The following is a 24,792-nucleotide window of genomic DNA, read 5'->3' as shown; positions in this document are numbered from 1 at the left end:
GCTTGGTTATCTATACGGTGAAACAGCCCCATATCAATTAGTTAGGAGGCATTATGAAGGAAAATAAGCTTATTTTTAAGGTTTCAGAGGAAACAGCGGGTAAAAAGCTTAGAGAATATTTAAGGGCTGTAGAAAAGCTTTCAGGAAGGCTTATAAGTGGGGCTGCAAGAGATGGAAGGATAACTGTAAATGGAACTAGAGTAAAGTTAAACTATGTAGTTAAGTTAAATGACGAGATAGGTTTTGATGTAACAAAAGAAGAAAGTCAAAACATAGATCCAGAGCCAATTCCTATTGATGTGATTTATGAAGATAGTGATATTATTGTTGTAAATAAACAACCAGGTATAGTGGTACATCCTACCAAAAGCTATCCTAACGGTACATTGGCTAATGGGCTTCTGTATTATTTCAAAGAAAAAGATGAAAAGTGCATAGTAAGGCTTGTAAGTAGATTGGATATGGATACGTCGGGTCTTATTATAATAGCTAAAAATCAATTTTCTCATATGGCTTTAGCAAGGGACATGGGAAATGAAAATTTTGAAAAAAGCTATTTGGCAATTGTTCATGGAAACATTGACAAAAAAGAAGGAACTATAAATTTGCCTATTTATAGAGTAGGTGGCGATACTATAAAAAGAATTATAGATGAAAGAGGACAAGAAAGTATAACTCATTTCTCGGTTTTAGAAAGTTGCCGTAAAGGTGATTTGGTAAAGCTTACATTAGAAACGGGTAGGACGCATCAAATAAGAGTACACTTAACGTATTTGGGATATCCATTATATGGAGATAGTTTATATGGTATAGGAAATGAGGATGACTACATAAAAAGACAGGCGCTTCATGCGTATAAGCTAAAGTTTCCTCATCCAAGGACTGGAGAAATATTAGAATTAGAGGCAGATATGCCAGAAGATATGAAAGAACTCTTAAATAAAATAAAGAGCTGATGACAAGTAAAATGCTAAAGTCATCGGCTCTTATTGTTATAAATTTAGTTTCTACTAAATAATTTTAACTTTTTTAAAACAAATATGATTGCAGCCAAAGCTACAATGCCAGCAGGTATAATATATTGAGGTTTCGAGAAGTTACTTTGCAATGTGTTAGATTGAAATACTTGTTTCAATTCGTGGTCGGTTCCGCTGATTAACTTTAAGCTTCCAATATTTTTGTTATCCAAAGATATAGTTGCTTCATCAATTATATCCCCTTGCTTAAAAAATTTATCTGCTGAGATTTTATCATTTATATTAAATTTAGTAGTAGGGTTGCTGCCTTTTTCTTTAACATAATAGAAATCTGAAGCTGCAAGTAATGGTATATTTAAACCATTGTCTTTATAAGTTGTCACTAGATCTCCTTTAGCAAACAAACGAACTGATTGAAAGTTATTAAATCCATAGTTAAATAAAGCAGCTGCATCAGGGAAAAATGTTTTTTCTTTATCATGAACTAAAGCGACTATAAGTGTCTGTCCGTTTCTAGTAGCACAGGATACATAAGAATGCTGAGATTGTATAGTATATCCTGTCTTTCCGCCTTGACAGCCTTCATAATAATAACTAGAAGATTTTTGTATCAGCTTATTTTCATTCCATAAGGGACGTTCAGAAGAACTTTTATTTGTGGTTGGAATTTTATAAAAGCTAGTAGTGGCAATTTGGGTATACTCAGGGTGTTTAGATAGTTCTTTCATTATAAGTGCTAAATCATTAGCTGACGTTTTATGTTTTTCATCATATAAACCACTAGGGTTAACGAAATTTGTATTTTTGCATCCTAATTCTAAAGCTCTCTTATTCATTTCCCCAGCAAACTTATCTATAGAGCCACTTATATGTTCAGCAAGGGCTTCCGCGCAATCGTTACCAGAACAAAGTAATAATCCATATAATAAGTCTTTTACTTTTATTTGTTCACCTTCAAATAAATAAATTTTACTTCCATCAACAACTGGGGGGTTTTTACCTACTGTAACGACATCATCTAACTTGGTTCTTTCTAAGGTTAAAAGAGCAGTCATAAGCTTAGTAGTAGATGCAGGTGGGTATGCTCCATAAGCATTTTTTGCATACAAAATTTCACCAGATAAGGCATCCATTAGAACTACACTATCTGCAGAAACTGTTGGTGGGGCATCTTTTGCATTGACTTTATAGTTAATATTAGAAAAAATTACTATAAAACATATTAAAAACGTTATTAACTTCTTCATTTTAGCCTCCTAAAACATTGTTAATCATAATTATATCAAAAAAAGGCTTTTTATGCGACAGAATTTTTATAAAGCTGTCAATAATTTAGTATATAAAGAAAATATTGTGTAGAGGAGTGGAGACAAGAATGAGAGATAAGAAAAAAATTATTGGTTCTATTGCAATATTAGTTATATTTATAATTTTTTTATCTGTAGGCTACTATATATCAAAACCATCTAAACAATTTAACAGTAAAGAAGTATTTAATGAAACAACTTCTGTAGAGAGCAAAGATGTTAAAGATACTAAAGAAATTACCGTGTATATAAATGGAGAGATAAAAAATCCTGGAGTATATAAACTTAAGAATGATAGTAGGCTGGATGAATTAATAAAAATATCAGGTGGATTTCTGGAAAGTGCAGATAAATCAAAACTTAATTTAGCAAAAAAGTTAAAGGATGAGGACTACATATATGTAGAGAAAAAGTTAGAAGGTAATCCTAATGGTACCGCTAATACACATATAGGAACTTCAAATCAGGATGCAAAAATAAATATAAATACGGCATCCAAGGATGAATTAAAAAACATACCAGGAATAGGGGATGTTACAGCACAAAAAATTATTGACTATAGAGAAAAAAATAGTAGATTTTCAAGTATTGAGGATTTAAAAAAAGTTGGTAGAATAGGAGATAAAACATTAGAAAAAATAAAAGAAAAAGCAGATATAAGGTAAATTATATAGGAACATGTCTTTAATGTTTAAAAAGTACATAAAGTATTATATAATAAAAGTTGAGAAATTTTGGTGGGAGGTGTCAATATGGCTCAAAAAAGACTTACAGAATTAAGTAAAACTTCAGGATGAGCAGCAAAAATAGGGCCGGAGACCCTGTCAAAAATATTAGGTAAGTTACCTAAAATGGAAGATAAAAATTTAATAGTAGGAATAGAGACTTCTGATGATGCTGCTGTTTATAAATTAAATGATGAAATGGCAGTTATACAAACACTAGATTTTTTTACTCCAGTGGTTGATGATCCTTATACTTTCGGACAAATCGCCGCGGCGAATTCTATAAGTGATGTATATGCAATGGGGGGAAAACCGACAGTAGCTTTAAATATAGTATGTTTTCCTAATTGTTTATCTATAGATGTTTTAGGAGAAATATTAAGAGGCGGAGCAGATAAGGTCATTGAAGCAGGGGCAGTAGTTATTGGCGGCCATACTGTAGAAGATGATGAGCCAAAGTATGGATTATCTGTAATGGGAATAGTTCATCCAGATAAAATTCTTAAAAATTTTGGATCGAAAGTTGGAGAGGATATTATTATAACCAAACCTTTAGGAACTGGAATAATAAATACTGCTATAAAGGGTGAAATAGCATCAAAAAAGGCTTATGATGAAGCCGTGAAGGTTATGGCTACATTAAATAAATATGCAGGAGAAATAATTGTAAATTACAATATTTCAGCTTGTACTGATGTAACTGGTTTTGGACTTATGGGTCATGGATATGAAATGGCTAAAGCTTCAGGAGTTACTTTAAAATTATATAAGGATAAAATACCATATATAAAAGAAGCAAAAGAATATGCAGAAATGGGTCTTGTACCTGCTGGTGCTTATAATAATAGAAGGTACATAGATGGTAAGCTTGAATTTATAAATACTCCAGAATGGATGAAAGATATATTATTTGATCCTCAAACATCAGGAGGCCTTCTAGTAACGTGCTCAAAAGATGAAAGTTCTAAAATAATGGAGGAACTTTCTAAGTTGGAATTACCATCAGCAATTATTGGTGAGGTAATGCCTAATCAAGGAGAAATCTATATAGTAGTAGAATAAATCTAAGAGGTGGGGAAAGTGGAAAAAAGTCAGTTATTACGTAATCTTCCTAAGATAGATGAACTTCTAAAAGAACCTATAGTAAATAATGAGCTGAATTCTACAATGAGAACGATTGTTGTTGAAGCATTAAGAGAGACAATAGATAAGTATAGAGAGTTTATATTGAGTAATAATATAGAGGAGTATTCAAAAGAAGATATATTAAAAAGTTTTTTAGAACTTTTAGAGCAAAGGAATAGTTCAAGGTTTAGAAAAGTTATAAATGCTGCAGGAGTGATTATACATACTAATTTAGGAAGATCACTGCTTGCAAAAAAGGCATTAGATAATGTTGTAAATGTAGTTGATAACTATAATAACTTAGAATATGATTTGAAAAAGGGACAAAGAGGTTCAAGGTATAGTCATGTCGAAGAACTTATTAAGAAAGTAACAGGAGCAGAAGCGGCTATGGTTGTAAATAATAACGCAGCTGCGGTTATGCTAGTTCTAAATACTTTGTGTAAAGATAAGGAAGCGATTGTTTCCAGAGGGCAGCTAGTTGAAATAGGAGGTTCTTTTAGAATTCCAGACGTTATGAACTTTAGTGGAGCAAAACTTGTAGAGATTGGAACAACAAATAGAACTCATTTATACGACTATGATAATAATATAAATGAAAATACTGGTGTTTTATTAAAAGTTCATACATCTAATTTTAAAATTTTAGGATTTACAGAGGATGTGTCCTTGGAAGAGTTAGTTCAACTAGGGGGTGAAAAGAAAATACCAGTAGTTGAAGATATAGGAAGCGGCACATTAATAGATTTTTCAAAATATGGATTTACACATGAGCCCACAGTTCAAGAAAGTATTAAAAAAGGTGTAGATGTAGTTACTTTTAGTGGAGATAAGATGCTTGGAGGACCACAGGCAGGCATAGTTATAGGTAAGAAAGAATATATAGACAAAATGAAAAGAAATCAACTTACTAGGGCGTTAAGAATAGATAAGATGACACTTGCTGCATTAGAGGGAACCCTTAAGTATTATTTAGATGAAAGAGAAGCTATAGAAAATATACCTACATTGCATATGATATTAAGTCAAAAAAGCGAGCATAAGAAAAGAGCACAAAAACTTAAGAAGAAGCTTCAAGGTAGAGTAAAAAATTTTAAGTTTACCTTACAAGAAGATTATTCTATGGTAGGCGGAGGTTCAATGCCTACAGAGAAAATCCAAACATATGTTATAAAGGCAGAAAGTAATAAATTTTCTCCACAGGAATTGGAAAAAAGACTAAGAGAAAATAAAATTCCTGTAATAATTAGAATTTCAAATAATGAAGTTATTTTAGATGTAAGAACTATTTTTGATAAAGACTTTGATGTAATAGCAGATGCTTTTGGATTACTAGATTAAAAGAGAGGTGGTAAGCTTATGAAACATATTATAATTGGAACAGCAGGGCATATAGATCATGGAAAGACCACTCTTATAAAGGCCTTAACTGGTAGAGAAACAGATACTCTTAGAGAAGAAAAGGAAAGAGGAATATCTATAAATCTTGGATTTACTTTTTTTGATTTGCCATCAGGTAAGAGGGCAGGAATTATAGATGTACCAGGACATGAAAAGTTTATTAAAAACATGTTAGCAGGGATAAGTAGTATAGATATAGTTCTTTTAGTAATAGCTGCAGATGAAGGAATAATGCCTCAAACAAGAGAACATTTTGAGATTCTTCAATTACTGGACGTTAAAAAAGGAATTATTGTTCTTACTAAATCAGATCTAGTAGATGAAGAATGGTTATCAATGATAAGAGAAGAGATAAAAAATGAGTTTAAGGGAACTTTTTTAGAAAATGCCCCAATTCATTCAGTATCCTCTAAGACTGGTATTGGATTAGATGATTTGATAGAAGATATAGATAAGTTTACGGAAGAAGTAGAAGCTAAAGACATACAAGGGCACTTTAGACTCCCAGTAGATAGAGTATTTACGATAAGCGGATTTGGAACAGTAGTGACAGGGACTGTCATAAGTGGATCAGTTAAAGAAGGACAAATAATAGAAGTTTATCCAGCAAAGCTTGCATCTAAAGTAAGAGGAATTCAAGTACATGATCAGCCTGTAAAAGTTGCTGAGGCTGGACAGAGATGTGCTATAAATATAGCAAACGTAAGGGTAAATGATGTTAAAAGGGGAGATGTAATATCCGTTGAAAATTTAATGGAACCATCTCTAATGATTGATTGCAAATTATATTATTTAAAAAGCGCATCAAGGACCTTAGAAAATAGACAAAGAGTGAGGCTTTATCATGGGACAAGTGAAATTATATGCAGAGTAGTGCTGTTAAATAAAGAGCAGGTGAAGCCAGGAGAAGAAGTATATGTACAATTAAGATTAGAGAAACCATTAACTGCTCAAAGAAATGATAGATATGTAATACGAAGCTACTCACCTATGAATACCATAGGGGGTGGATCTATAATTGAGCCACTTGCTAAAAAAGCAAAACAATTTGATAAGGAGTATATTGAAGAGCTAAAGCTAAAAGAAAGTGGAAAAACTGAAAGTATACTGGAAAATACTATTAAAAACTTAAGTAAGGAATACCCAAGAACTGTAGATATATTAAAAGCATTGGGAAAAAACGAAGAAAGTATTGAGGAAAAGCTAGAGAAATTAATAAATGAAGACAAAATAGTGAAATTTGAAAGTGGAGATAAAGCAATATATGTTCATAGAGAGTTTATTAATGAAAAAATAGCTGAAATAGTGAATATACTCGATAAATACCATAAGGAAAACCCACTTAAATGGGGGATATCTAAAGAAGAAATAAAAAATAAAGTCTTTGGAAAATCCGTGAAGCAGAAAACCTATGATCAGATGATGGATTTATTAGTAAATGAACAAGTATTACTTACTCATGGTAATTTGATTTTACTTCCGGAATTTAAAATAATATATACTAAAGAACAAAAAGCAATAAGAGAAAACATTATAAAGTCTTTCAATATTGCTAAATTTTCACCTCCAAAATATAGCGAACTTCAGATAAAAGAGAAGGATACTAAGAACTTTAAAATGGTATTTGATTCTATAGTGGATGAGGGGGTTTTAGTAAAAGTATCAGAAGATTGCTTCTTTTTATTGGAAGATTATATCAAAATTAAAGAATTAGTTATAAATCTTATAACTAATAATGGAAGTATGACTTTAGCAGAATTAAGAGATGTGCTAAATACAAGTAGAAAATATGCTATGGCACTTGTAGAGCATTTTGATAGCATAAAGTTAACTAAAAGATTAGAGGATAAGAGAGTGCTTTATTAATATTAGTATCACCAAATATAATACAATCGATTACATAAGGTGATAGATGAGAGGCGCCAAAAGCGTTGACATAATAAATTATATAATTTATAATACTCTATGTAATTAGATATGGGAGTAGATAGGTGCTGGTGTGCCTGCCGGTCTTCAAAACCGTTCTGCCGTGCTAAGACCACGACGGGTGGGTTCGATTCCCACATATTCCCGCCATAGTGATATCAAGCCTTGAGAGGATTTGTATAATTTTCTCAAGGATTTTTGATGCTATGGATCAGGGAATGGTCGCTGGTGTAATGGTTGCCGATAGATGGGGCAGAAGGACAGTCGTTGAGTTTAACCTTGTGCTATATGGATTAGCTAGTGCACTATCTGGGGTTGCTCCTAACTATTTAAACTAAAGGACGGACTCTTGATGAAATTAATTTACTAAAATGATATAAAGCTTTGAAGGAATCTATATATAATTAAAAAGGGACTGTAGCACTATAAAGAAATGCACCAGAAAGTTAACTTTTGGCGGTTCTTCTCTATAGTACCACAGCCCCTTAATGTTACTATTTTTCTAAATCAGCATCTCTGAATATAAAGAATCCAAGATTTGATACATGAACATCTTTAAGTTTCTTATTCATACAAACTACTTCAGTGTATTCAAAAATTGGCATGATTGGCATATCTTCCATTAACATATCTTCAGCTTGATGAAGCATAGCAGTTCTTTTTTGAGAATCTGCTTCATGTTTTGCAGCAGTAATTAATTCATCGTATTTTGGATTGTTATATCCACAGTAATTGTTACCATTAGTAGTAGTAAAGATATCAAGGAAAGTCATAGGGTCATTGTAGTCAGCAATCCAGCCATCTCTGTTTACAACAAAGTTATGCTTGTTAGCTTCGGTTAACTGAACTTTTCTTTCAAGATTTCTTAAAGTTATGTCGATACCTAGATTTTTCTTCCACATATCCTGAACTGCCACAGCTATACTTTGATGCATTTGTAATGTGTTATATATTATTTCAAGTTTAGGGAAGCCTTTACCATCTGGGTATCCAGCTTCAGCTAGAAGCTTTTTAGCTTCTTCTACATTAGCAGTTTTATTCAAGTATTCCTTAGTCTTAAACTTAGTACCTTTTTCATCAGTTACACCACTTGGTACAAAACCTGTAGCAGGAATCTCTCCACCTTTTGAAACATCTTTAGTTATAGCTGTTCTATCTATAGCAAGTGATAAAGCTTTTCTAACTCTAACATCCTTTAAAGCTTTTGCTGCATCAGGATTAACATTTGCAGCATTTGCTGATATGTTAAAGTCATAGTAATATGTTCCAAGATAAGGATATGACTTAGCCGTACCATCCTTTAATAAATTAGGAATTTCCTGTACAGGTGGTTTATCAATCATATCGATTTGTCCTGTTTTGAATGCTGCGAAGTAGCTGCTTTCTTGGTCTAAAACCTTAAATTGAATTCCATCTAGTTTAACACTCTTTGTATTCCAATAGTTAGGGTTCTTCACAAAGTTTATGCTATCTTTCATTTTAAGCTCTTTCATCATAAAAGGACCATTAGATACGTAAGTTTCTGGTTTTGTTGCCCAGTCTTTTGGGTGACTTTCAACTATATCTTTTCTTACAGGCATATAAGTTGGAAATGCCATTAAAGATAAAAAGTAAGGTGTAGCTCCTTCAAGAGTAACATCTAATGTATAATCATCTGTTGCTTTAACACCAACCTCATCAGCAGTGGCTTTTTTTGTTGCTTTTTCATCTTTACTTTGATTGTATGCTTCTCCATTTTTTAAGTAGAAAAGTTGGAAGGCATATTCAGAAGCAGTATCAGGGTTTAGGGCTCTTTTCCAAGCGTATTCGAAGTCAGATGCTTTAACTGGTTTACCATCTGACCATTTTGCATCTTTTCTTAGATGAAAAGTGTAATGTAATCCATCCTTTGAAACATCCCATTTTTCAGCAACACCAGGAATAACTTTCTCATCTTTATCAAGGTTAGTCAAACCCTCAAAAGCATTAACTATAACATGAGATCCTTCTACAGAGTTGTTTAAACCTGGATCAATGGTTTTAGGATCAGCACCGATGTTAACTTTTATAACTTTGTTTCCGGATGCTGTTGTAGACCCGTTTGAACTGCTTGATCCACAGCCTGCAAAAACTGAAGCAGACAATGCAATAGCAGCAGCTAAAGTAATTAATTTAAATTTTTTATTTTTTAGCATTTATAAGACCCCCTTTAAATTATTTATTTAATATAATAAGCAAAAATTAAAACAATATCGGAATTAATTTTTACTTATGAGCTACTTTTAGGTTTTTAGCTTAATATAAATGACAAGCAACACAGTGGTCGCCACCTAAATCCTTTAACTCAGGTTCTGATTCCTCACATATAGGTTTTGCATATCTACATCTTCCTTTAAACCTACAGCCAGGAGGAGGATTAATTGGAGAAGGAGTTTCGCCTTCAAGCATAATTCTTTTGTTTTTTTCTGCAGCGTCTGGATCTGGAACAGGAATAGCAGAAAGTAAAGCTTGAGTATATGGATGCAATGGTTTTTTATAAAGTTCATTACTAGGTGATAATTCTACCATTTTGCCTAAATACATAACTCCAATTTTCGTAGAAATATGTTTAACCATTGATAGATCGTGAGCGATAAACAAATAAGTAAGACCCAAATCTGACTGTAAATCCTCAAGCATATTTACTACCTGTGCCTGGATAGAAACATCAAGGGCAGATATAGGCTCATCACATACAATAAATTTAGGTTCAACTGCTAATGCTCTTGCGATGCCTATTCTTTGTCTTTGACCACCAGAAAATTCATGAGGATACCTGTTTGCATGTTCTGAATTTAATCCAACTTTACTTAAAAGATATTTTACTCTTTCTTTTGATTCTTTTTTTCCCATAAGCTTATGAATATCAATAGCCTCACCAATAATATCACCTACAGTCATTCTTGCATCTAAGGATGCGTAGGGATCTTGAAATATCATTTGCATTTTTCGCCTATAGGGCATAATTTCTTTTGAATTAAGTTTTGCGATATCTTTTCCATCAAAAATTATTTCACCAGCAGTTGGCTCATATAATTTTATAATCGTTCTTCCTGTAGTGGTTTTCCCACATCCGGATTCTCCTACAAGACCTAGTGTCTCACCTTCATTTATGTTGAAAGAAACATCATCTACAGCCTTTACAAAACTATGGTTATTTCCTAAAAAGCTTTTTTGGGCGACAAAATATTTTTTTAAATTTCGTATTTCTAATAAAGGTTTATTCTGTGACATTTATTGCTACCCCTTTCATATTTGATATAGTTTTCGGTGCTTGGGGGTGGCTTAGCCAACAAGCGGAATAATGACCATCTTTAATTTCAAATTGTTGTGGTCTTTCGGTTAAACAAATTTTCATTGTATGCTCACATCTTGGAGCAAAAGGGCATCCAACAGGAGGTTTTAAAAGATCAGGAGGAGTTCCTTCAATTGGTTTCAGTCTTTCCTTAATATCTTCTTTAGGATTTGGTATACTTCTTAAGAGCCCCCAAGTATAAGGATGTTTTGGATTATAAAAGATATCTCTCGAAGCTCCACTTTCTACTACAGTTCCACCATACATTACATAAATTCTGCTACATACATTTGCTACTACACCTAAGTCGTGAGTTATAAGTATAATAGACATATCTATTTTGGACTTTAAATCTTTCATTAATTCCAAAATTTGTGCCTGAATAGTAACATCTAATGCAGTAGTTGGTTCATCAGCTATTAAAAGTTTAGGAGCGCATACAAGAGACATGGCAATCATAGCTCTTTGTCTCATACCGCCTGAAAACTCATGAGGATACTGCTTCATCCTTTTTTCAGGACTAGGAATTCCAACTAGTCTCAACATTTCTACAGCTTTATTAAAGGCTTCACCTTTACTCATTTTTTTATGTTTTATAAGTGGCTCCATTAATTGATTACCTATAGTAAAAACTGGATTTAGGGAAGTCATAGGATCTTGAAATATCATTCCAATTTCATTTCCTCTTATTTTCTCCATTTCTTTTTCATTTGCTTTAGATAAATCTTTTCCATCAAATAAAGTTTGTCCTTCTTTTATCTTACCGTTATCAGGTAAAAGCCTCATAAGAGACATCATAGTGATACTTTTACCACTGCCTGATTCTCCAACTATACCTATGGCCTCTCCTTTATTTAAATAAAGAGAGATTCCTCTAACAGATTTTACTTCACCTGCGTAAGTATAAAATGATGTTTGCAAACCATTAATTTGCAACAATTTCTCCATAGTAAAATCCTCCTATTATTTTTTCATCTTAGGATCTAGTGCATCTCTTAGACCGTCACCTAATAAATTAAATGCAAGTATTGTTATACATATAGCTAATGCTGGAAAGAATAATTGAGTAGGATATAACTGATATCCGTCTAATGCTTCCGAAGCAAGTGTTCCCCAAGATGCTTGAGGTGCTGAAACTCCAAGGCCTATGAAGCTTAAAAAAGATTCAGTAAATATAGCATCAGGAACTGACATCATTAGAGTTATAATTATTGGTCCCATACAGTTAGGAATCAAGTGCTTTAAAAGAATTCTAATAGAAGAGGCACCTAAAGTTTTGGCAGCTAATACAAATTCCTGCTGCTTCAATGCTAAAATTTGACCTCTTACAATTCTAGCCATGGTCAGCCAGTAGGATACTGCAAGAGCTATTATTATACTCTTTAAGCCAGCTCCGAAGATAACCATAAATAATATTACGTATATGGTCATAGGTATAGAATATATAACATCAACTATTCGCATCATTATTTCATCGACTTTTCCCCCAAAATAGCCAGCTATTCCTCCGTATAAAACACCTATAATTATATTAAGTAAGCTAGCGGCATAACCAACAGTTAAAGATATTCTAGCACCATAAATAAGTCTTATTAATACGTCTCTGCCAAATTTATCAGTGCCTAACCAGTGTTTACTACTTGGTGTTTGATTTGCAATTGCTAGGTCTTGTGAATAATAATTATATTTTGAAAAATATGGTCCCAATATTGCAAGTATTGTTATAAGAACGACAACAATCAATCCAATCATTGCAATCTTATTTTGCTTGAGTCGCCTCCATACATCTTGCCAATAACTCAGACTAGGTCTTACTATTTCTTCAGAATTTTTTTCGCTTTTAGAAGCTTTTTCAAATAAGTCTTTAGAAAATTCCATTATTTATCCTCCTATGCGTCAATCTTTATTCTAGGGTCTATAGCTACATAAAGTAAATCTACTATTAAGTTACATAATATAAGGAAGGTGCTGTAAAAAATAGTTACACCTAATGTAGTAGTATAATCTCTATTGCCAATGCTTTGAACAAATTCTCTGCCTAATCCAGGTATACCAAATAGAGTTTCTATAACAAAGCTACCTGTGAGTACTGAAGCAAATATAGGACCTAAATAGGTAACAATAGGAATTAAAGAATTTTTAAGAGTATGCTTATATATTATCTTGCCTTTAGACAATCCTTTAGCTTTTGCTACCTTAATATAGTCTTGTCTAATTACTTCTAATAAACTTGATCTAGAAAGTCTAGCAATAAATGCAGTTGAATATCCACCAAGTGCTATAGCTGGTAATATGTAATATTTAGGACCATCAAAACCAACAGCCGGTAGCCATCCAAGTTTGACTGCAAAAAAATAAATAAAAATAGTTGCCATAACAAAACTTGGTATAGTTACACCTAAAGTGGATATAAACATACACAGGTTGTCCTGCCACTTTCCTTGGTTAAGAGCAGCTATTAATCCCATAAATATTCCTAAGATTACTGCAAAAGCTATAGAACATAATCCAAGTTTAGCTGATGCTGGAAAAGAATAGCTTATTACTTCATTTACGGTTCTACCTTCATATTTCATTGAAGGACCAAGGTCTCCGTGAAGAGTGACATTTTTTAAGTAGGTAGTATATTGTTCGCCAAGGCTTTTATTAAGTCCGAATTTTTCTTCCAAATTAGCTTTCACACTTTCAGGAAGTTTTTTGTCTGAATCAAATGGTCCTCCAGGCATTGCGTGCATAAGAAAAAAAGTGGCAGTTATTACTACCCAAATTGTTACGATGCTAGAAAATAATCTTTTGAAAATGTACTTTAGCATTTTTTACCCCCCAATTTTTATGTTTTGCCTATGAAGTTTTTAACGTCTTAAACAAATATTAATTTACTATTTATTTTAAATATATTAAATATAAAAATAAAATATACTTATCTGTAATACAAGATGCATTAGTCAGAATATTTAGTAAAAAGAAAAAAATTTGTAGTAGTTATTCTGTTTTCAATGAGCAAATTCATACGGTTATTTTTTTAGATAATGTTATCATATAGCTAAAAGTGTGTCAATCAGTAGAGAATGATAATAAATACAAGATAGGGATTTTAAAAAAATTTTTTGACAAATTTTTTGAAAAAAGAATGAAATATGTTGAATTGATGTCTAATTTTCGAAAACAAAAAACACAAAAGGTTCTTCCTGTGCATACAGTGACACAAAAATTATTACAATTATAGTAAATAAAACTAATGATTAATATTCTACAAAAAATAAAAAAATTTAAAATTAGTAAAGTAAATACCAAATTGTTCATTTTATTTTAAAGTCTATTAATATTAAGACGAATATTAAATAGGGAGATAAATCCATATAGACATTATGGATTTATGGATTAATTTTATAATTTTTAATTATAATTATATTTTTAATATGATGTAGAAAGGTGAAAATATATGGTTCAATGGTATGGAAGTTCATGGAGTGAAATAGTAAAAAGCTTAGAAAGCAATATTTACTCTGGGTTAGATGAGGATGAAATAGATATTAAGAGAGAAAAATATGGTACAAACAAAATCATTATACCTCAAACTAGAAGTTTGCATTCCATAGTTGTTAATCAAATAAAAGAACCTTGGATGCTAATATTGATTTTATCCTTAGGAGTTTTTTTATACTTTAACCAATTCATGTTAGCTAGCATGGTTCTATTTATAATTATATTAAGTGTGGGATTTACATCTTTAGATGAACATGAAAGTGAGAAAAGCATAAAGGAATTAGAAAGTTTAAATAATGGATTAGCAAGAGTCGTAAGAGATGGTAGAACTTTAAAAGTTCCGTTTAAGGAATTAGTTGTAGGTGATATCGTTATAGTTGGCAAAGGGGAAGGTGTACCTGCTGATCTAAGAGTAATAGAAAGTGAAGAATTAAAAGTTAGTGAAATTTCTGTAACTGGTGAAAAATTTTTGGTAGAAAAATATGAAACAAAAATAGAAGATAAAGAAATATCTTTATCAGATATGAAAAATATCCTTTTTAAATCTTCAGTTGTTGTAAATGGGAGTGGTACAGGGATAGTTATAGCAACAGGAATGGACACACAGATAGCGAATGTAGTTAAAATTTTTTTTGCTCAAGTAGATACTAGCATTCCTATAGGAAAGAGAATTCATGGGATAGTAAATTATTTTAGTTTATTTTCTGTTGCAGTGGTAGTATTGAATGTGGCATTGAAGGTAGGGTCTAAAGAAAACATTAATCAAATAATTTTTTCCTCTTCTGAGTTTATATCGGGAACAATTCCGCAAGGACTTATAATTATTATAAGTATATTTTATATGTTTTTATTTAGAAAAATGAAAAAAAATTTTATTGAATTTAAGGACTTATCTGTCTTAGAAAAGTTATCTTCAGTATCGGTTATTTGTACTGATAAAGTGGGTGCATTTGCAAAAAATAAAATGGAGGTTGCAAAAATCTTTACTAATGGAAACTTTATAGAGATTGTTAGCGACACAGTAAATTCAAAGTCAAAAGAAGCCAATAGCGAAAACTTGGAAAGAATAATGCGAATTGGATTGCTTTGCAATGATACACAAATGGAGACAGGAAAGGTAAATAACCCTAAAGAAGATCTAACAGAACTAGCAATTGTTAAATTTGCTATGATAAACGGATTGGATAAGAGGAAATCGGATAAACACAATAAGAGAGTCTCATATATTCCTTTTGATAACGAGAGAAAAATAATGACTACAATAAATTCGTTAGAAGGAAATTATAGAGCAAATATTAAAGGAGCAGTAGACTCAATATTAAATAACTCTACTCATATAATGAAAAACGGTGTAGAAGTGGAGATAACGGAAGAAGAAATTAATGCAATAAGAGATGCAGGAATGAGCATGTCTGCTGAATGTCTATCGGTGGTAGGATTTGCTTATAGAAATTTCAATTATGAACCAAGTCTTAAAGAAGATATAGAGAGTCACTTGGTTTTTGTTGGTTTAGTTGGATTTGAGAATAAGCTAAAAGGTGAGGCTATAGATTCTATTGGTAGAAGTGAAAAAATGGGCATTAAGCCTGTTATTATTACAGATGATAATAAACTTACGGCATTTGCAGTAGGAAAAAAGTTGAACTTACTTTCTAAGCTTAATGAAATAATATCTGGTGTAGAAATAGACAATATGTCAAAGGATGAATTTGATAGGATAGGTGATAAAATAAAAATCTTTTCGAAGATAAGGACTAGACATAAGGTTAAGGCAATAAAGGCTTTAAAGAGTTATGGATATATTACTGCAATAACCTGCGCTAAGTTAGTTGATCTTCCTGCGCTTAGAGTATCAGATGTGGGAATTACAACTTCAACCAGTAAAATGGTTAGAAGACTATCAGACATCATACTAAAGGATATCAGTTTTATGCATATTTTAGATATTATTGAGGATTCAAGAAAGATAGTCAATCTACTGAAAAAGATTGTTATATATGTGGCGGGGTGTACTTCGGCTATGTTAACATTTAGTGTACTGTCACTTTTGTGGAAGTATAATCTGACATTAATATATATAGAAGCATTTTGGTTTCATAACATAGTAATTTTTATATCATGTTTGGCTTTAGTAGTTCAACATAAGAATGAAAAATCTTATTGTAATGGATATAAGATAGATAAAAGCATTTTAAAAGAAAATTTAGTATTTACAATCTTCAATGGATTGTTAATTGGAGGTGGAGCTTTTATACCTTTAATTTTAAATTATAATGGAGATACAAGACTTGCTCAAATTTTATCTTTTACTGTATTAAATCTATGCGCAGTGCTTTTTACATTTAGTTTTTCGCAGAAAAAGATATTCCAAAGCAAACTTTCGAACTTAGTATTAGCAATAAATTTATTTTTACAGTTAGGATTGTTGGTAATAGCTGGAGGATTAAAGGTGATATTAAATGTAGAATATTGGAAAACTGCGTCAATAATTCTAATTGTATATTTAATATTTTCTATATTTAATAAACTGAATAAAGAAGAGTATGATTAAATCGCCTATTATTTGGATAATATTATAATAGGTGGTGATATAAATGAAAAGGCCTCTTATTTATTATTTTGTTTCTGTATTTATAGGATGTCTATCTTCATTATTGCTATATGAAAATGCCTTAATAGGTGCAGTAATTACTGCATCTTTTTTTGCCGTCTTATTCTTTACTCTGAATAAAAATTTTTTTATACTCAACATGCTCTTTTTAATAGTAGGCGCATTGAGTTTCGTATTATATTTTAATATAAAGATTTATAACCCAATAGAGCTTAGGATAACTGAAAATAAAGGATACTATTGTTTAGCGGAATATAAAGGGAGAAAAATATTAGTAAATGGAAAGGTTAATAAAATTGAGGAGGGAAAATTATTAAAGGTTTATGGTAAATTTGAAAATAACAAGGATTATACTAGTGGAATTGTAGGAACTTATAAAATAGATAAGTATGAAGTTTGTAATAAGGACATGTTGTATTATCTATATGAAATAAAAAGAAATATATATTTACAGTTTAAACAAAAGCTTGGAGAAGATAAATCATCTGTAATAATGGCACTTTGTTATGGCGATGCAGGTTATTTAACTAAGAGCCAAAAAAACGATTTTAAGAAATTAGGTGTATTTCATGCTATCAGTGTATCTGGATTTCATATGGCTATTATCTATAAGGTATTAGAATTTACTATAGGATTAAAATTTGCAGTTGTAACTTCTTTTTTATATCTAATTTTTACAGGAATGCAGGCATCTACTGCAAGGGCTTTTATAATGATATTGGCATTTAAATCTTCAAAGTTGGTTTTTAAAAATTATGACAGCCTTTCATCTTTGGGATTAGCTGGGGTCATACTTCTTATAATGAAACCATACTACATAATGGATATTGGTTTTATGTTATCTTTCTTAGCTACATTAGGGATACTACTGTATTATAAAAAGACATTAAGAATATTATATAGATTGCCAAAAGCTTTGAATGAAAGTTTAAGTATAACTTTAAGCTCTCAAATATTCTCAGTGCCATATACAGCGTTTAACATACAAAACTTTAGTGGTGGTTTTATATTGGGAAATATATTGTTATTACCTATGTATTCTGCAATTGTGATACTTGGAAACCTAGCGTTATTAATGTGTTCTATACCTGTGATATTTGATATTTTTTCCAAATTACTAAATTTTGTATTAACAGCAACAGAAGGTGCGAATTACTTGATTTTAAAGATTTGTCCACCAATAACTCATTTAACATATTTAGATGGATTTGCACTCATGGCAATTTATTTAGGATTCCTATTATATGTACATGGTCATGTAAGATTTAAATATTTTCCTGTATTTGTACTAGTTCTAATGATGTGGCAAAATTATAGTTTTCTGCCATATATATATTATGTTCCTCTTTCACAGGGGGAAGGTATAATTGTAGAATATAAAATGAATAAGACTATGATATGCAATTATGATCAATCTTCAGCTAAGGAGATAATTGAATTAAAAGAAAAAATGAATATAGATAAAATTATTACTAATCCTAAGCAAAAGTTAAAAATCGATATTGGCAGCAGCTTACATTTAAATATTACACCTTACGGAGAAAGAAAATTTTTTAATATCAATATTAATGAAGGTCAAAGTGAATTTATACCTGTAAATAGTAATAATAAAGATAATTCAGCAACTAAAGCCTTAAATCAAAGGCCGGAAAATAATTTTTTTACGAACAAAGAACATAATATAGAAGAGAATTTATCATTGTATGTTATAATATTTAGAAAGATAATTAAAGTTTATTAATGATGAGGTGTATTTTAGTGATAGATATAGTAACTTTTCAAGAAAATATAAAGAAAAATATTATAAGCAATTGTTATGTATTTTGTGGAAATGATGAACAAACTATAAAGGATAGTATAATATCATTAGTAAGCAAGTTTGTAGATAAAGAATTTATAGACTTAAATTATATGCAATTTGATGGGAATTCATTGGAAAATTTTGAACCTGTAATAAATGCTTGTCAAACGCTTCCTTTCATGAGCGATAAAAAAGTAGTTTTGGTATATAGGGCGTCTTTTATAGAAGACGATAAAGGAGATAATGGCAAGATTTCTGGAGATAAAGATTTTAATAAAATTAGTGAATATATTGGAGAAGTGCCAAGTCACTGCATATTAATACTTTATGATGTTTTTAAAGGAAAAAGGGATAAGCCAGGTAAGAGAATAAATAAACTAAGCAAGAATGCATGTGTAGTGAAAGCTGATAAGCTAAGAGGACAACAGTTAGAAAATAAGATAAAAAGCTTATTTGATGTTAGAAATAAGCAAATAGGAAGAATTGAACTGAAAGCTTTTTGTAGTTTAATGGATGAAAATAACTTAAGCGTAATTGAAAACGAAGTCGAAAAACTTTGCTGTTTTACAAATGAGCAAGAAATAACTAAGGAAGATATTAAGGAGTTATTTTTAAAAAGTAATGATGATGACATTTTTGATTTAGTTAATCCTATTTCAAATAAGAGATTAAATGAGTCTCTTGAAGTCTTAAATGAGCTTATATATAGAGGAGAAAAGATAAACTATATATTGAGCATGATAGAGAGGCAATTTAATTTGTTATTTAAAGTAAAAATTGGAATAGAGGCCAGGAAGAGTAAGACGGATATTATGAAAGAAATTAATACTAGATCAGACTATGCTTATGATATGTTTGTATCTCAAAGTAAAAAATTTACATTAAAGCAACTACATCGTGCTATTGAATTATGTATAAAAGCTGAACAAAAAATGAAAAGTTCATCTGTGGATGAAAAAACAGAATTGGAATTGCTTATTATAAATGCTATAGCAGGATAAAATTAAGCAAAATAAATAACCGGTTGTAAAAACCGGTTTATTTATTAAGCGTTTATGCTGTTTAATTTTGCTGCTAATCTTGATTTAGTTCTTGCTGACTTGTTTTTATGTATTATTCCTTTTGATGCAGCCATATCTAGAGACTTAACAGCAGCTACAAAAGTAGTTTTTGCTTCATCAGCGTTTCCACTTTGTACAGCAGCTAAATATTTCTTTATAGTAGTCTTTAATGCTGATTTAATCATTTTGTTTCTAAGAGTTTTTACTTCTGTAACTTTTATTCTCTTTTGTGCTGATTTTATATTTGCCATTCTTTCACCCCCTTATAATTTTATAGGGCCTCAACAGCTTGGGGAAATTTGCTAGTGAGTCTCGTTTATTCAACAAATGATATTATACCATTAAAGTTTAAGCACTTCAAGTACTTTTTCAGAGTATACTTGACAATGATAACTGTATGGTAAGAAGTAAGAATATGAATAAAAAATAGGGATAACCTAAATAAGATAGAATTAAAATGCTTGGAGGGATGAAACGTATGTTTATTATAAGAACAGATTTAGCAGTTGAGGCAAAAGAGATATATGAAAAGCAGAATAATGGAAATATGCAGGGCGTAGAAGTAGAAGAAGATAAGAAGGGAGAGATAAAAGTAACTACTGTCAAGATAACGAATGATATTGGAGAAAGGATGATGAGAAAGCCTAAAGGTACATATATTACTATTGATATGCCAAAGCTTATTCATTATGATGCAGATACAATGGATGAAGTAAGTAAAATTCTTGGTGAAAACTTATCTGATATGGTAAAGCTTGATGATAGTATGACTGCGCTTGTAGTTGGACTAGGAAACTGGAATATAACTCCTGACGCATTAGGACCTAAAGTAGTCTCAAAGCTTATGGTGACAAGACATTTAAAGCAGCTTATACCGGATCAGATTGATGAGGGTATAAGGCCAGTATGTGCTATAGCACCAGGAGTTTTAGGACTTACGGGTATTGAAACAGGAGAAATTATAAAAGGTGTTGTAGATAAGATAAAACCTAACTTGATAATATGTATTGATGCTTTAGCATCGAGAAAATTAGAAAGAGTAAATTCAACTATCCAGCTTGGAAATACTGGAATATCGCCAGGGTCTGGAGTAGGAAATAGAAGGATGGAATTAAGTCAGCAGACTTTGGGAATACCTGTTATAGCAATAGGAGTTCCAACAGTTGTAGATGCTGCTACAATGGCAAATGATACTATAGATTTAGTATTAGATCAAATGATAAATCAGACTCAAAAGGGCGGAGAATTTTATAGTATGCTAAAGTCTATAGATAAAGAAGAAAAACAAAAGATGATTACAGAGGTTTTAGATCCTTATGTTGGGAATCTTATGGTTACTCCAAAAGAGGTGGATTTAGTCATAGATTCAGTATCAAAGGTAATAGCTAATGGAATAAATATAGCTCTTCAACCGGCTCTAGATTTAGACGATATAAATAGATTTTTAAGTTAAGTTATAAATTTTACCCCCCTCTCATATAATTTAATATCGCGAAAGCGTAAAAATTAATTTACGTGAGATGGGGGGGCTTAACTTTGAAGTTTTTTCAAAAAAGTTTAAATCTAAATTATAAAAAGATGAACGCTAAGGGTAAATTTGGGGCAAAAACTTCTGCTTTGATACTGTCGATACTTACAATTGCGATTCCAGCCTCTGTAGCAAGAGCAAATTCCTATAGCAATAATGTTAATCGAAATATGGTTTTTGTTCAAATACTGAATTATACTTTACCCGTTGTAAAATCTACATCTTTTAATGAGGAGGATATGGCTGAAAATGGAGTTACAATTCAACAGCTAGCCTTAGGAATGGCAGGGTTAAATTTGAAAAATCCTATGTCAGTAATAGGTAGAGAAGTATCTTTTATTGATACAGAAGGTTCAGAGGGTAAGGAAAACGTAAATATAGATTTTAATCATTTTAAATTGGATGATAAACAAATAGCTAAGAACACTGATAAAACGGATTCAGAATCAAATGATGATTTAAATCTAAAGAATAAAGAGGTAAGCGTACGCGATCCAAAACTTAAAAAAACTTTAAATACAAGTAAGCCTGAAGTTTTAATATATCACACTCATACCACGGAAAGCTATAAGCCGGGCAATGCGATAAGTTCTGATACTAGTCAAAATGTTTGTGCAGTAGGTGATGCTTTGGTAAGTGAGCTTCAATCAGGGTATGGAATATCAGCTATTAATGACAAGACTGTACATGATGCTGAGGCTTATACACAAAGTTATGCTAGATCTGTAGTTACGTTAGATAAGTATTTAAAGCAGTATAAAGATTTCAAACTAATAATAGATTTACATAGAGATTCGGTAGATAACAATAAAAAGATAGTTACAACTAAAATGAATGGAGAAAATGTTGCTAGAATAAGTATTGTAATGGCAAGAAAGAATCCTCATTTTGATAAAAATATGGAATTAGCAAATAAGATAAAAGAAAGTTGTGATAAGAATTTTCCAGGATTTTTTAGAGAAATGATATATTACAATTATGGAACTAGATATTTTAATCAAGATAGAAGTAATAATGCGATTTTGGTAGAAGTAGGAGCGGATGTAAACACTACTGATGAAGCGAAAGCATCTGCAAAGTATTTAGCTAGAGCGATAGCTGAAAGTATCGATAAATAATATAATAAAATATACTACAATTGAATAAAAGTGTAAAAAAGAGTACATCCTTATTGATATAGAAACATGATGAAATTATGAGTTCTTATCAGGGGGTGTCTTTTTTATGAAAGGAAAAATTAAGGGAATTATACTAATTTTATCGATATGCATAATGATAGTATTCTATGGTTTTATAGTAATAAGTGGAGATCTGCCTAAATTTATAAAGGATAGATCTGGGTTTAAGATAAATTATAGCATATCTCCCTTCGACTTTAGAATGGATATAAACGAATATTCTTTATACATCAATAGTAAAGTTGTTGATAATATGAAAAATGGTTCTATAAAATTAGTTAATGACATAGAAAATAAGGTCCATAATAATGCATCGGGGATTATAAACAAAACTTCTGAAGCATTTAAAGGTATGGAAGAAAAAATAAACAGTGCTTTGCATAATAAAGTCAAGTAATATACTTTTCACTATACTAACCTTGTGTTATAATTTACTATGATTATTTATAAGTTACCAAGGGTATAAGAAAGATTTGCAGTATGATGCAAATCTTTTAAATTGTTAATATTAGTAATGGAGGGTAAAATAGTATGCAGAGCGAAAGACAAAAGCGTATAAGAAATTTTTCTATTGTTGCTCATATAGATCATGGTAAATCAACACTTGCAGATAGATTGATTGAAAAAACAGGTACCCTTACCGAAAGAGAGATGGATGAGCAGGTACTTGACAACATGGAGTTAGAGAAAGAAAGAGGAATAACAATTAAATCGCAGGCGGTAAGACTTGTATATAAGAGAGCAGATGGAGAGGAATATGTGTTAAATCTTATAGATACCCCTGGACATGTCGATTTTAATTATGAGGTTTCTAGAAGCTTGGCAGCTTGTGAAGGAGCAATACTTGTAGTAGATGCTACACAGGGCATACAAGCACAAACTTTAGCCAATTGCTATTTAGCATTAGATCATAATCTGGAAATTGTTCCTGTAATAAATAAGATAGATTTAGCTAGTGCTAGACCAGAAGAGGTTAAAAAAGAGATAGAGGATATAATAGGTATAGAAGCAGAAGATGCACCTCTTGTTTCAGCGAAAACAGGAATTAATATAGAGGATGTGCTTGAAGCTATAGTTGAAAAAGTTCCGGCACCAGAGGGAGACGAAGAAGCTCCTCTAAAAGCTCTTATATTTGATTCATATTATGACAGTTACAAAGGAGTTGTATGTCATATAAGAGTTAAAGAAGGGACAATAAAACCAGGTACAGAAATAAAGCTTATATCAACAGATAAAGTGTATGAAGTTACAGAAACGGGTGTATTTGTTCCACGCTATATGCCAGTTACTGAACTTAGAGCTGGAGATGTTGGATATTTTACAGCATCTATAAAAAATGTCAGAGATGCTCGTGTAGGAGATACTGTGACAGAAGCTAAAAGACCAGCAGAAGAGGCGCTTGAAGGTTATAGACCAGCAGTTCCTATGGTGTTCAGTGGTATTTACCCTGTAGACGGAGCAAAATATAATGAATTAAAAGAAGCATTAGAAAAGCTCCAAGTGAATGATGCAGCTTTATCTTTTGAACCAGAAACGTCCATAGCATTGGGTTTTGGATTTAGATGTGGTTTCTTAGGTCTTCTTCATATGGATGTAATACAAGAAAGAGTAGAAAGAGAGTTTAATTTAGATATCATAACTACAGCTCCATCTGTTGTATATAAGATAATAAAGAATGATGGTACATTGATTGAACTTACAAATCCTACAAATCTTCCAGAGCCTTCAGAAATAAAGTACATGGAAGAACCAATAGTAAAGGCATCTATTATAACACCGTCGGATTATGTTGGATCAGTTATGGATTTAGCTCAAAGTAGACGGGGAACTTTTAAGGATATGCAATATCTAGATACTACAAGAGTATCTTTAAATTATGAAATTCCACTAAATGAAATAATATACGATTTCTTTGATGTATTAAAATCAAGAACAAGAGGATATGCATCACTAGATTATGAGTTAGCAGGATATGCACAAGCAAAGCTTGTAAAGCTTGATATACTTCTAAATGGAGATATTGTAGATGCATTATCAATGATAGTTCCTGAAGAAAGAGCGTATGCAAGAGGAAGAGGAATTGCAGAAAAATTAAAGGAAATTATTCCAAGACAGCTATTTGAAATACCTATTCAAGCGGCAGTTGGTGGAAAGGTTATTGCAAGAGAAACCGTTAAGGCTATGAGAAAAGACGTTTTAGCAAAATGTTATGGTGGAGACATATCAAGAAAGAAAAAGCTTCTTGAGAAACAAAAGGAAGGAAAGAAAAGAATGAGACAGGTTGGAAGTGTAGAAGTTCCACAGGAAGCATTTATGGCTGTTCTTAAAACAGAAGAATAAAATAATACATCTC

At 31.4% G+C, this 24,792-nt stretch carries 19 protein-coding genes, 1 tRNA gene and 1 pseudogene; 14 read left to right on the top strand and 7 right to left on the bottom strand.

Annotation, left to right across the window (positions count from 1 at the left end; genetic code table 11):
- Positions 1-53: 53 nt before the first annotated feature.
- Complete coding sequence (locus tag I6U48_RS09025) at positions 54-956, top strand: RluA family pseudouridine synthase (protein WP_218320083.1); 903 nt, start codon at positions 54-56, stop codon at positions 954-956.
- Positions 957-1,000: 44 nt separating this feature from the next.
- Here the strand turns inward: I6U48_RS09025 and I6U48_RS09020 are convergent, their stop codons facing one another.
- Entirely contained in the window at positions 1,001-2,224 is a 1,224-nt protein-coding gene (locus I6U48_RS09020; RefSeq protein WP_218320082.1) for a D-alanyl-D-alanine carboxypeptidase family protein, read from the bottom strand.
- 128 nt (positions 2,225-2,352) lie between these two features.
- On the opposite strand from I6U48_RS09020, the gene I6U48_RS09015 reads away from it, so the two are divergent.
- From I6U48_RS09015 to I6U48_RS30465, 6 genes and pseudogenes are all read left to right on the top strand, one after another.
- A complete protein-coding gene (locus tag I6U48_RS09015; RefSeq protein ID WP_218320081.1) occupies positions 2,353-2,949 on the top strand; it encodes a helix-hairpin-helix domain-containing protein in 597 nt (198 codons plus the stop codon).
- 87 nt (positions 2,950-3,036) lie between these two features.
- Positions 3,037-4,071 (top strand): selenide, water dikinase SelD, encoded by a 1,035-nt coding sequence (gene selD, locus I6U48_RS09010; RefSeq protein WP_218320080.1) that lies wholly within the window; start codon positions 3,037-3,039, stop codon positions 4,069-4,071.
- Positions 4,072-4,089: 18 nt separating this feature from the next.
- Positions 4,090-5,475, top strand: a complete 1,386-nt coding sequence (gene selA, locus I6U48_RS09005; protein WP_218320079.1) for an L-seryl-tRNA(Sec) selenium transferase — start codon at positions 4,090-4,092, stop codon at positions 5,473-5,475.
- A gap of 18 nt (positions 5,476-5,493) precedes the next feature.
- Entirely contained in the window at positions 5,494-7,401 is a 1,908-nt protein-coding gene (gene selB, locus I6U48_RS09000) for a selenocysteine-specific translation elongation factor (RefSeq protein ID WP_218320078.1), read from the top strand.
- A 113-nt stretch (positions 7,402-7,514) separates the two neighbouring features.
- Positions 7,515-7,611, top strand: a tRNA-Sec gene (locus I6U48_RS08995).
- 44 nt (positions 7,612-7,655) lie between these two features.
- Positions 7,656-7,790 (top strand): annotated as a pseudogene (locus tag I6U48_RS30465) (MFS transporter); the annotation flags it as partial.
- Positions 7,791-7,955: 165 nt separating this feature from the next.
- On the opposite strand, the gene I6U48_RS08990 reads toward I6U48_RS30465, so the two are convergent.
- From I6U48_RS08990 to I6U48_RS08970, 5 genes are all read right to left on the bottom strand, one after another.
- Positions 7,956-9,635 carry a peptide ABC transporter substrate-binding protein gene (locus I6U48_RS08990; protein WP_218320077.1) on the bottom strand — a complete coding sequence of 560 codons (1,680 nt, stop codon included), beginning with the start codon at positions 9,633-9,635 and terminating at the stop codon, positions 7,956-7,958.
- A 100-nt stretch (positions 9,636-9,735) separates the two neighbouring features.
- Positions 9,736-10,713: an ABC transporter ATP-binding protein gene (locus I6U48_RS08985; protein WP_218320076.1), complete on the bottom strand. Its 978-nt coding sequence runs from the start codon at positions 10,711-10,713 to the stop codon at positions 9,736-9,738.
- Positions 10,700-11,722 carry an ABC transporter ATP-binding protein gene (locus tag I6U48_RS08980; protein ID WP_218320075.1) on the bottom strand — a complete coding sequence of 341 codons (1,023 nt, stop codon included), beginning with the start codon at positions 11,720-11,722 and terminating at the stop codon, positions 10,700-10,702. The genes I6U48_RS08985 and I6U48_RS08980 overlap by 14 nt, the downstream gene beginning before the upstream one ends.
- A 15-nt stretch (positions 11,723-11,737) precedes the next feature.
- The gene (locus I6U48_RS08975) at positions 11,738-12,652 is read right to left on the bottom strand and encodes an ABC transporter permease (RefSeq protein WP_218320074.1); all 915 of its coding nucleotides are present in this window, start codon (positions 12,650-12,652) and stop codon (positions 11,738-11,740) included.
- Positions 12,653-12,663: 11 nt separating this feature from the next.
- Positions 12,664-13,587 carry an ABC transporter permease gene (locus I6U48_RS08970; RefSeq protein ID WP_218320073.1) on the bottom strand — a complete coding sequence of 308 codons (924 nt, stop codon included), beginning with the start codon at positions 13,585-13,587 and terminating at the stop codon, positions 12,664-12,666.
- 629 nt (positions 13,588-14,216) lie between these two features.
- On the opposite strand from I6U48_RS08970, the gene I6U48_RS08965 reads away from it, so the two are divergent.
- From I6U48_RS08965 to holA, 3 genes are read left to right on the top strand one after another with little or no spacing between them, the layout of a single operon-like run.
- On the top strand, positions 14,217-16,811 hold the full coding sequence (locus tag I6U48_RS08965; protein WP_218320072.1) for a cation-translocating P-type ATPase: 2,595 nt from the start codon (positions 14,217-14,219) through the stop codon (positions 16,809-16,811).
- Between the two features lie 43 nt (positions 16,812-16,854).
- On the top strand, positions 16,855-18,612 hold the full coding sequence (locus tag I6U48_RS08960) for a ComEC/Rec2 family competence protein (RefSeq protein ID WP_218320071.1): 1,758 nt from the start codon (positions 16,855-16,857) through the stop codon (positions 18,610-18,612).
- 17 nt (positions 18,613-18,629) lie between these two features.
- Positions 18,630-19,673 (top strand): DNA polymerase III subunit delta, encoded by a 1,044-nt coding sequence (holA, locus tag I6U48_RS08955; protein WP_218320070.1) that lies wholly within the window; start codon positions 18,630-18,632, stop codon positions 19,671-19,673.
- Positions 19,674-19,717: 44 nt separating this feature from the next.
- On the opposite strand, the gene rpsT is transcribed toward holA, so the two are convergent.
- Entirely contained in the window at positions 19,718-19,984 is a 267-nt protein-coding gene (gene rpsT / locus I6U48_RS08950) for a 30S ribosomal protein S20 (protein ID WP_218320069.1), read from the bottom strand.
- A 227-nt stretch (positions 19,985-20,211) separates the two neighbouring features.
- Here rpsT and gpr point away from each other — a divergent pair, with 227 nt between their 5' ends.
- From gpr to lepA, 4 genes are all read left to right on the top strand, one after another.
- On the top strand, positions 20,212-21,186 hold the full coding sequence (gene gpr, locus I6U48_RS08945; protein ID WP_218320068.1) for a GPR endopeptidase: 975 nt from the start codon (positions 20,212-20,214) through the stop codon (positions 21,184-21,186).
- A gap of 125 nt (positions 21,187-21,311) precedes the next feature.
- The gene (locus I6U48_RS08940; RefSeq protein ID WP_218320149.1) at positions 21,312-22,379 is read left to right on the top strand and encodes a stage II sporulation protein P; all 1,068 of its coding nucleotides are present in this window, start codon (positions 21,312-21,314) and stop codon (positions 22,377-22,379) included.
- A 106-nt stretch (positions 22,380-22,485) separates the two neighbouring features.
- Positions 22,486-22,836 carry a hypothetical protein gene (locus I6U48_RS08935; protein WP_246615263.1) on the top strand — a complete coding sequence of 117 codons (351 nt, stop codon included), beginning with the start codon at positions 22,486-22,488 and terminating at the stop codon, positions 22,834-22,836.
- Positions 22,837-22,970: 134 nt separating this feature from the next.
- Positions 22,971-24,779 (top strand): translation elongation factor 4, encoded by a 1,809-nt coding sequence (lepA, locus tag I6U48_RS08930; RefSeq protein WP_218320067.1) that lies wholly within the window; start codon positions 22,971-22,973, stop codon positions 24,777-24,779.
- The last annotated feature ends 13 nt before the right edge of the window (positions 24,780-24,792 follow it).

Origin of the sequence: Clostridium thailandense (assembly GCF_019207025.1) — a bacterium.
GTDB classification, from domain to species: domain Bacteria; phylum Bacillota; class Clostridia; order Clostridiales; family Clostridiaceae; genus Clostridium_AM; species Clostridium_AM thailandense.
Note: the sequence above shows the minus strand (reverse complement) of the source record. Positions and strands in the feature narration are given on the sequence as shown.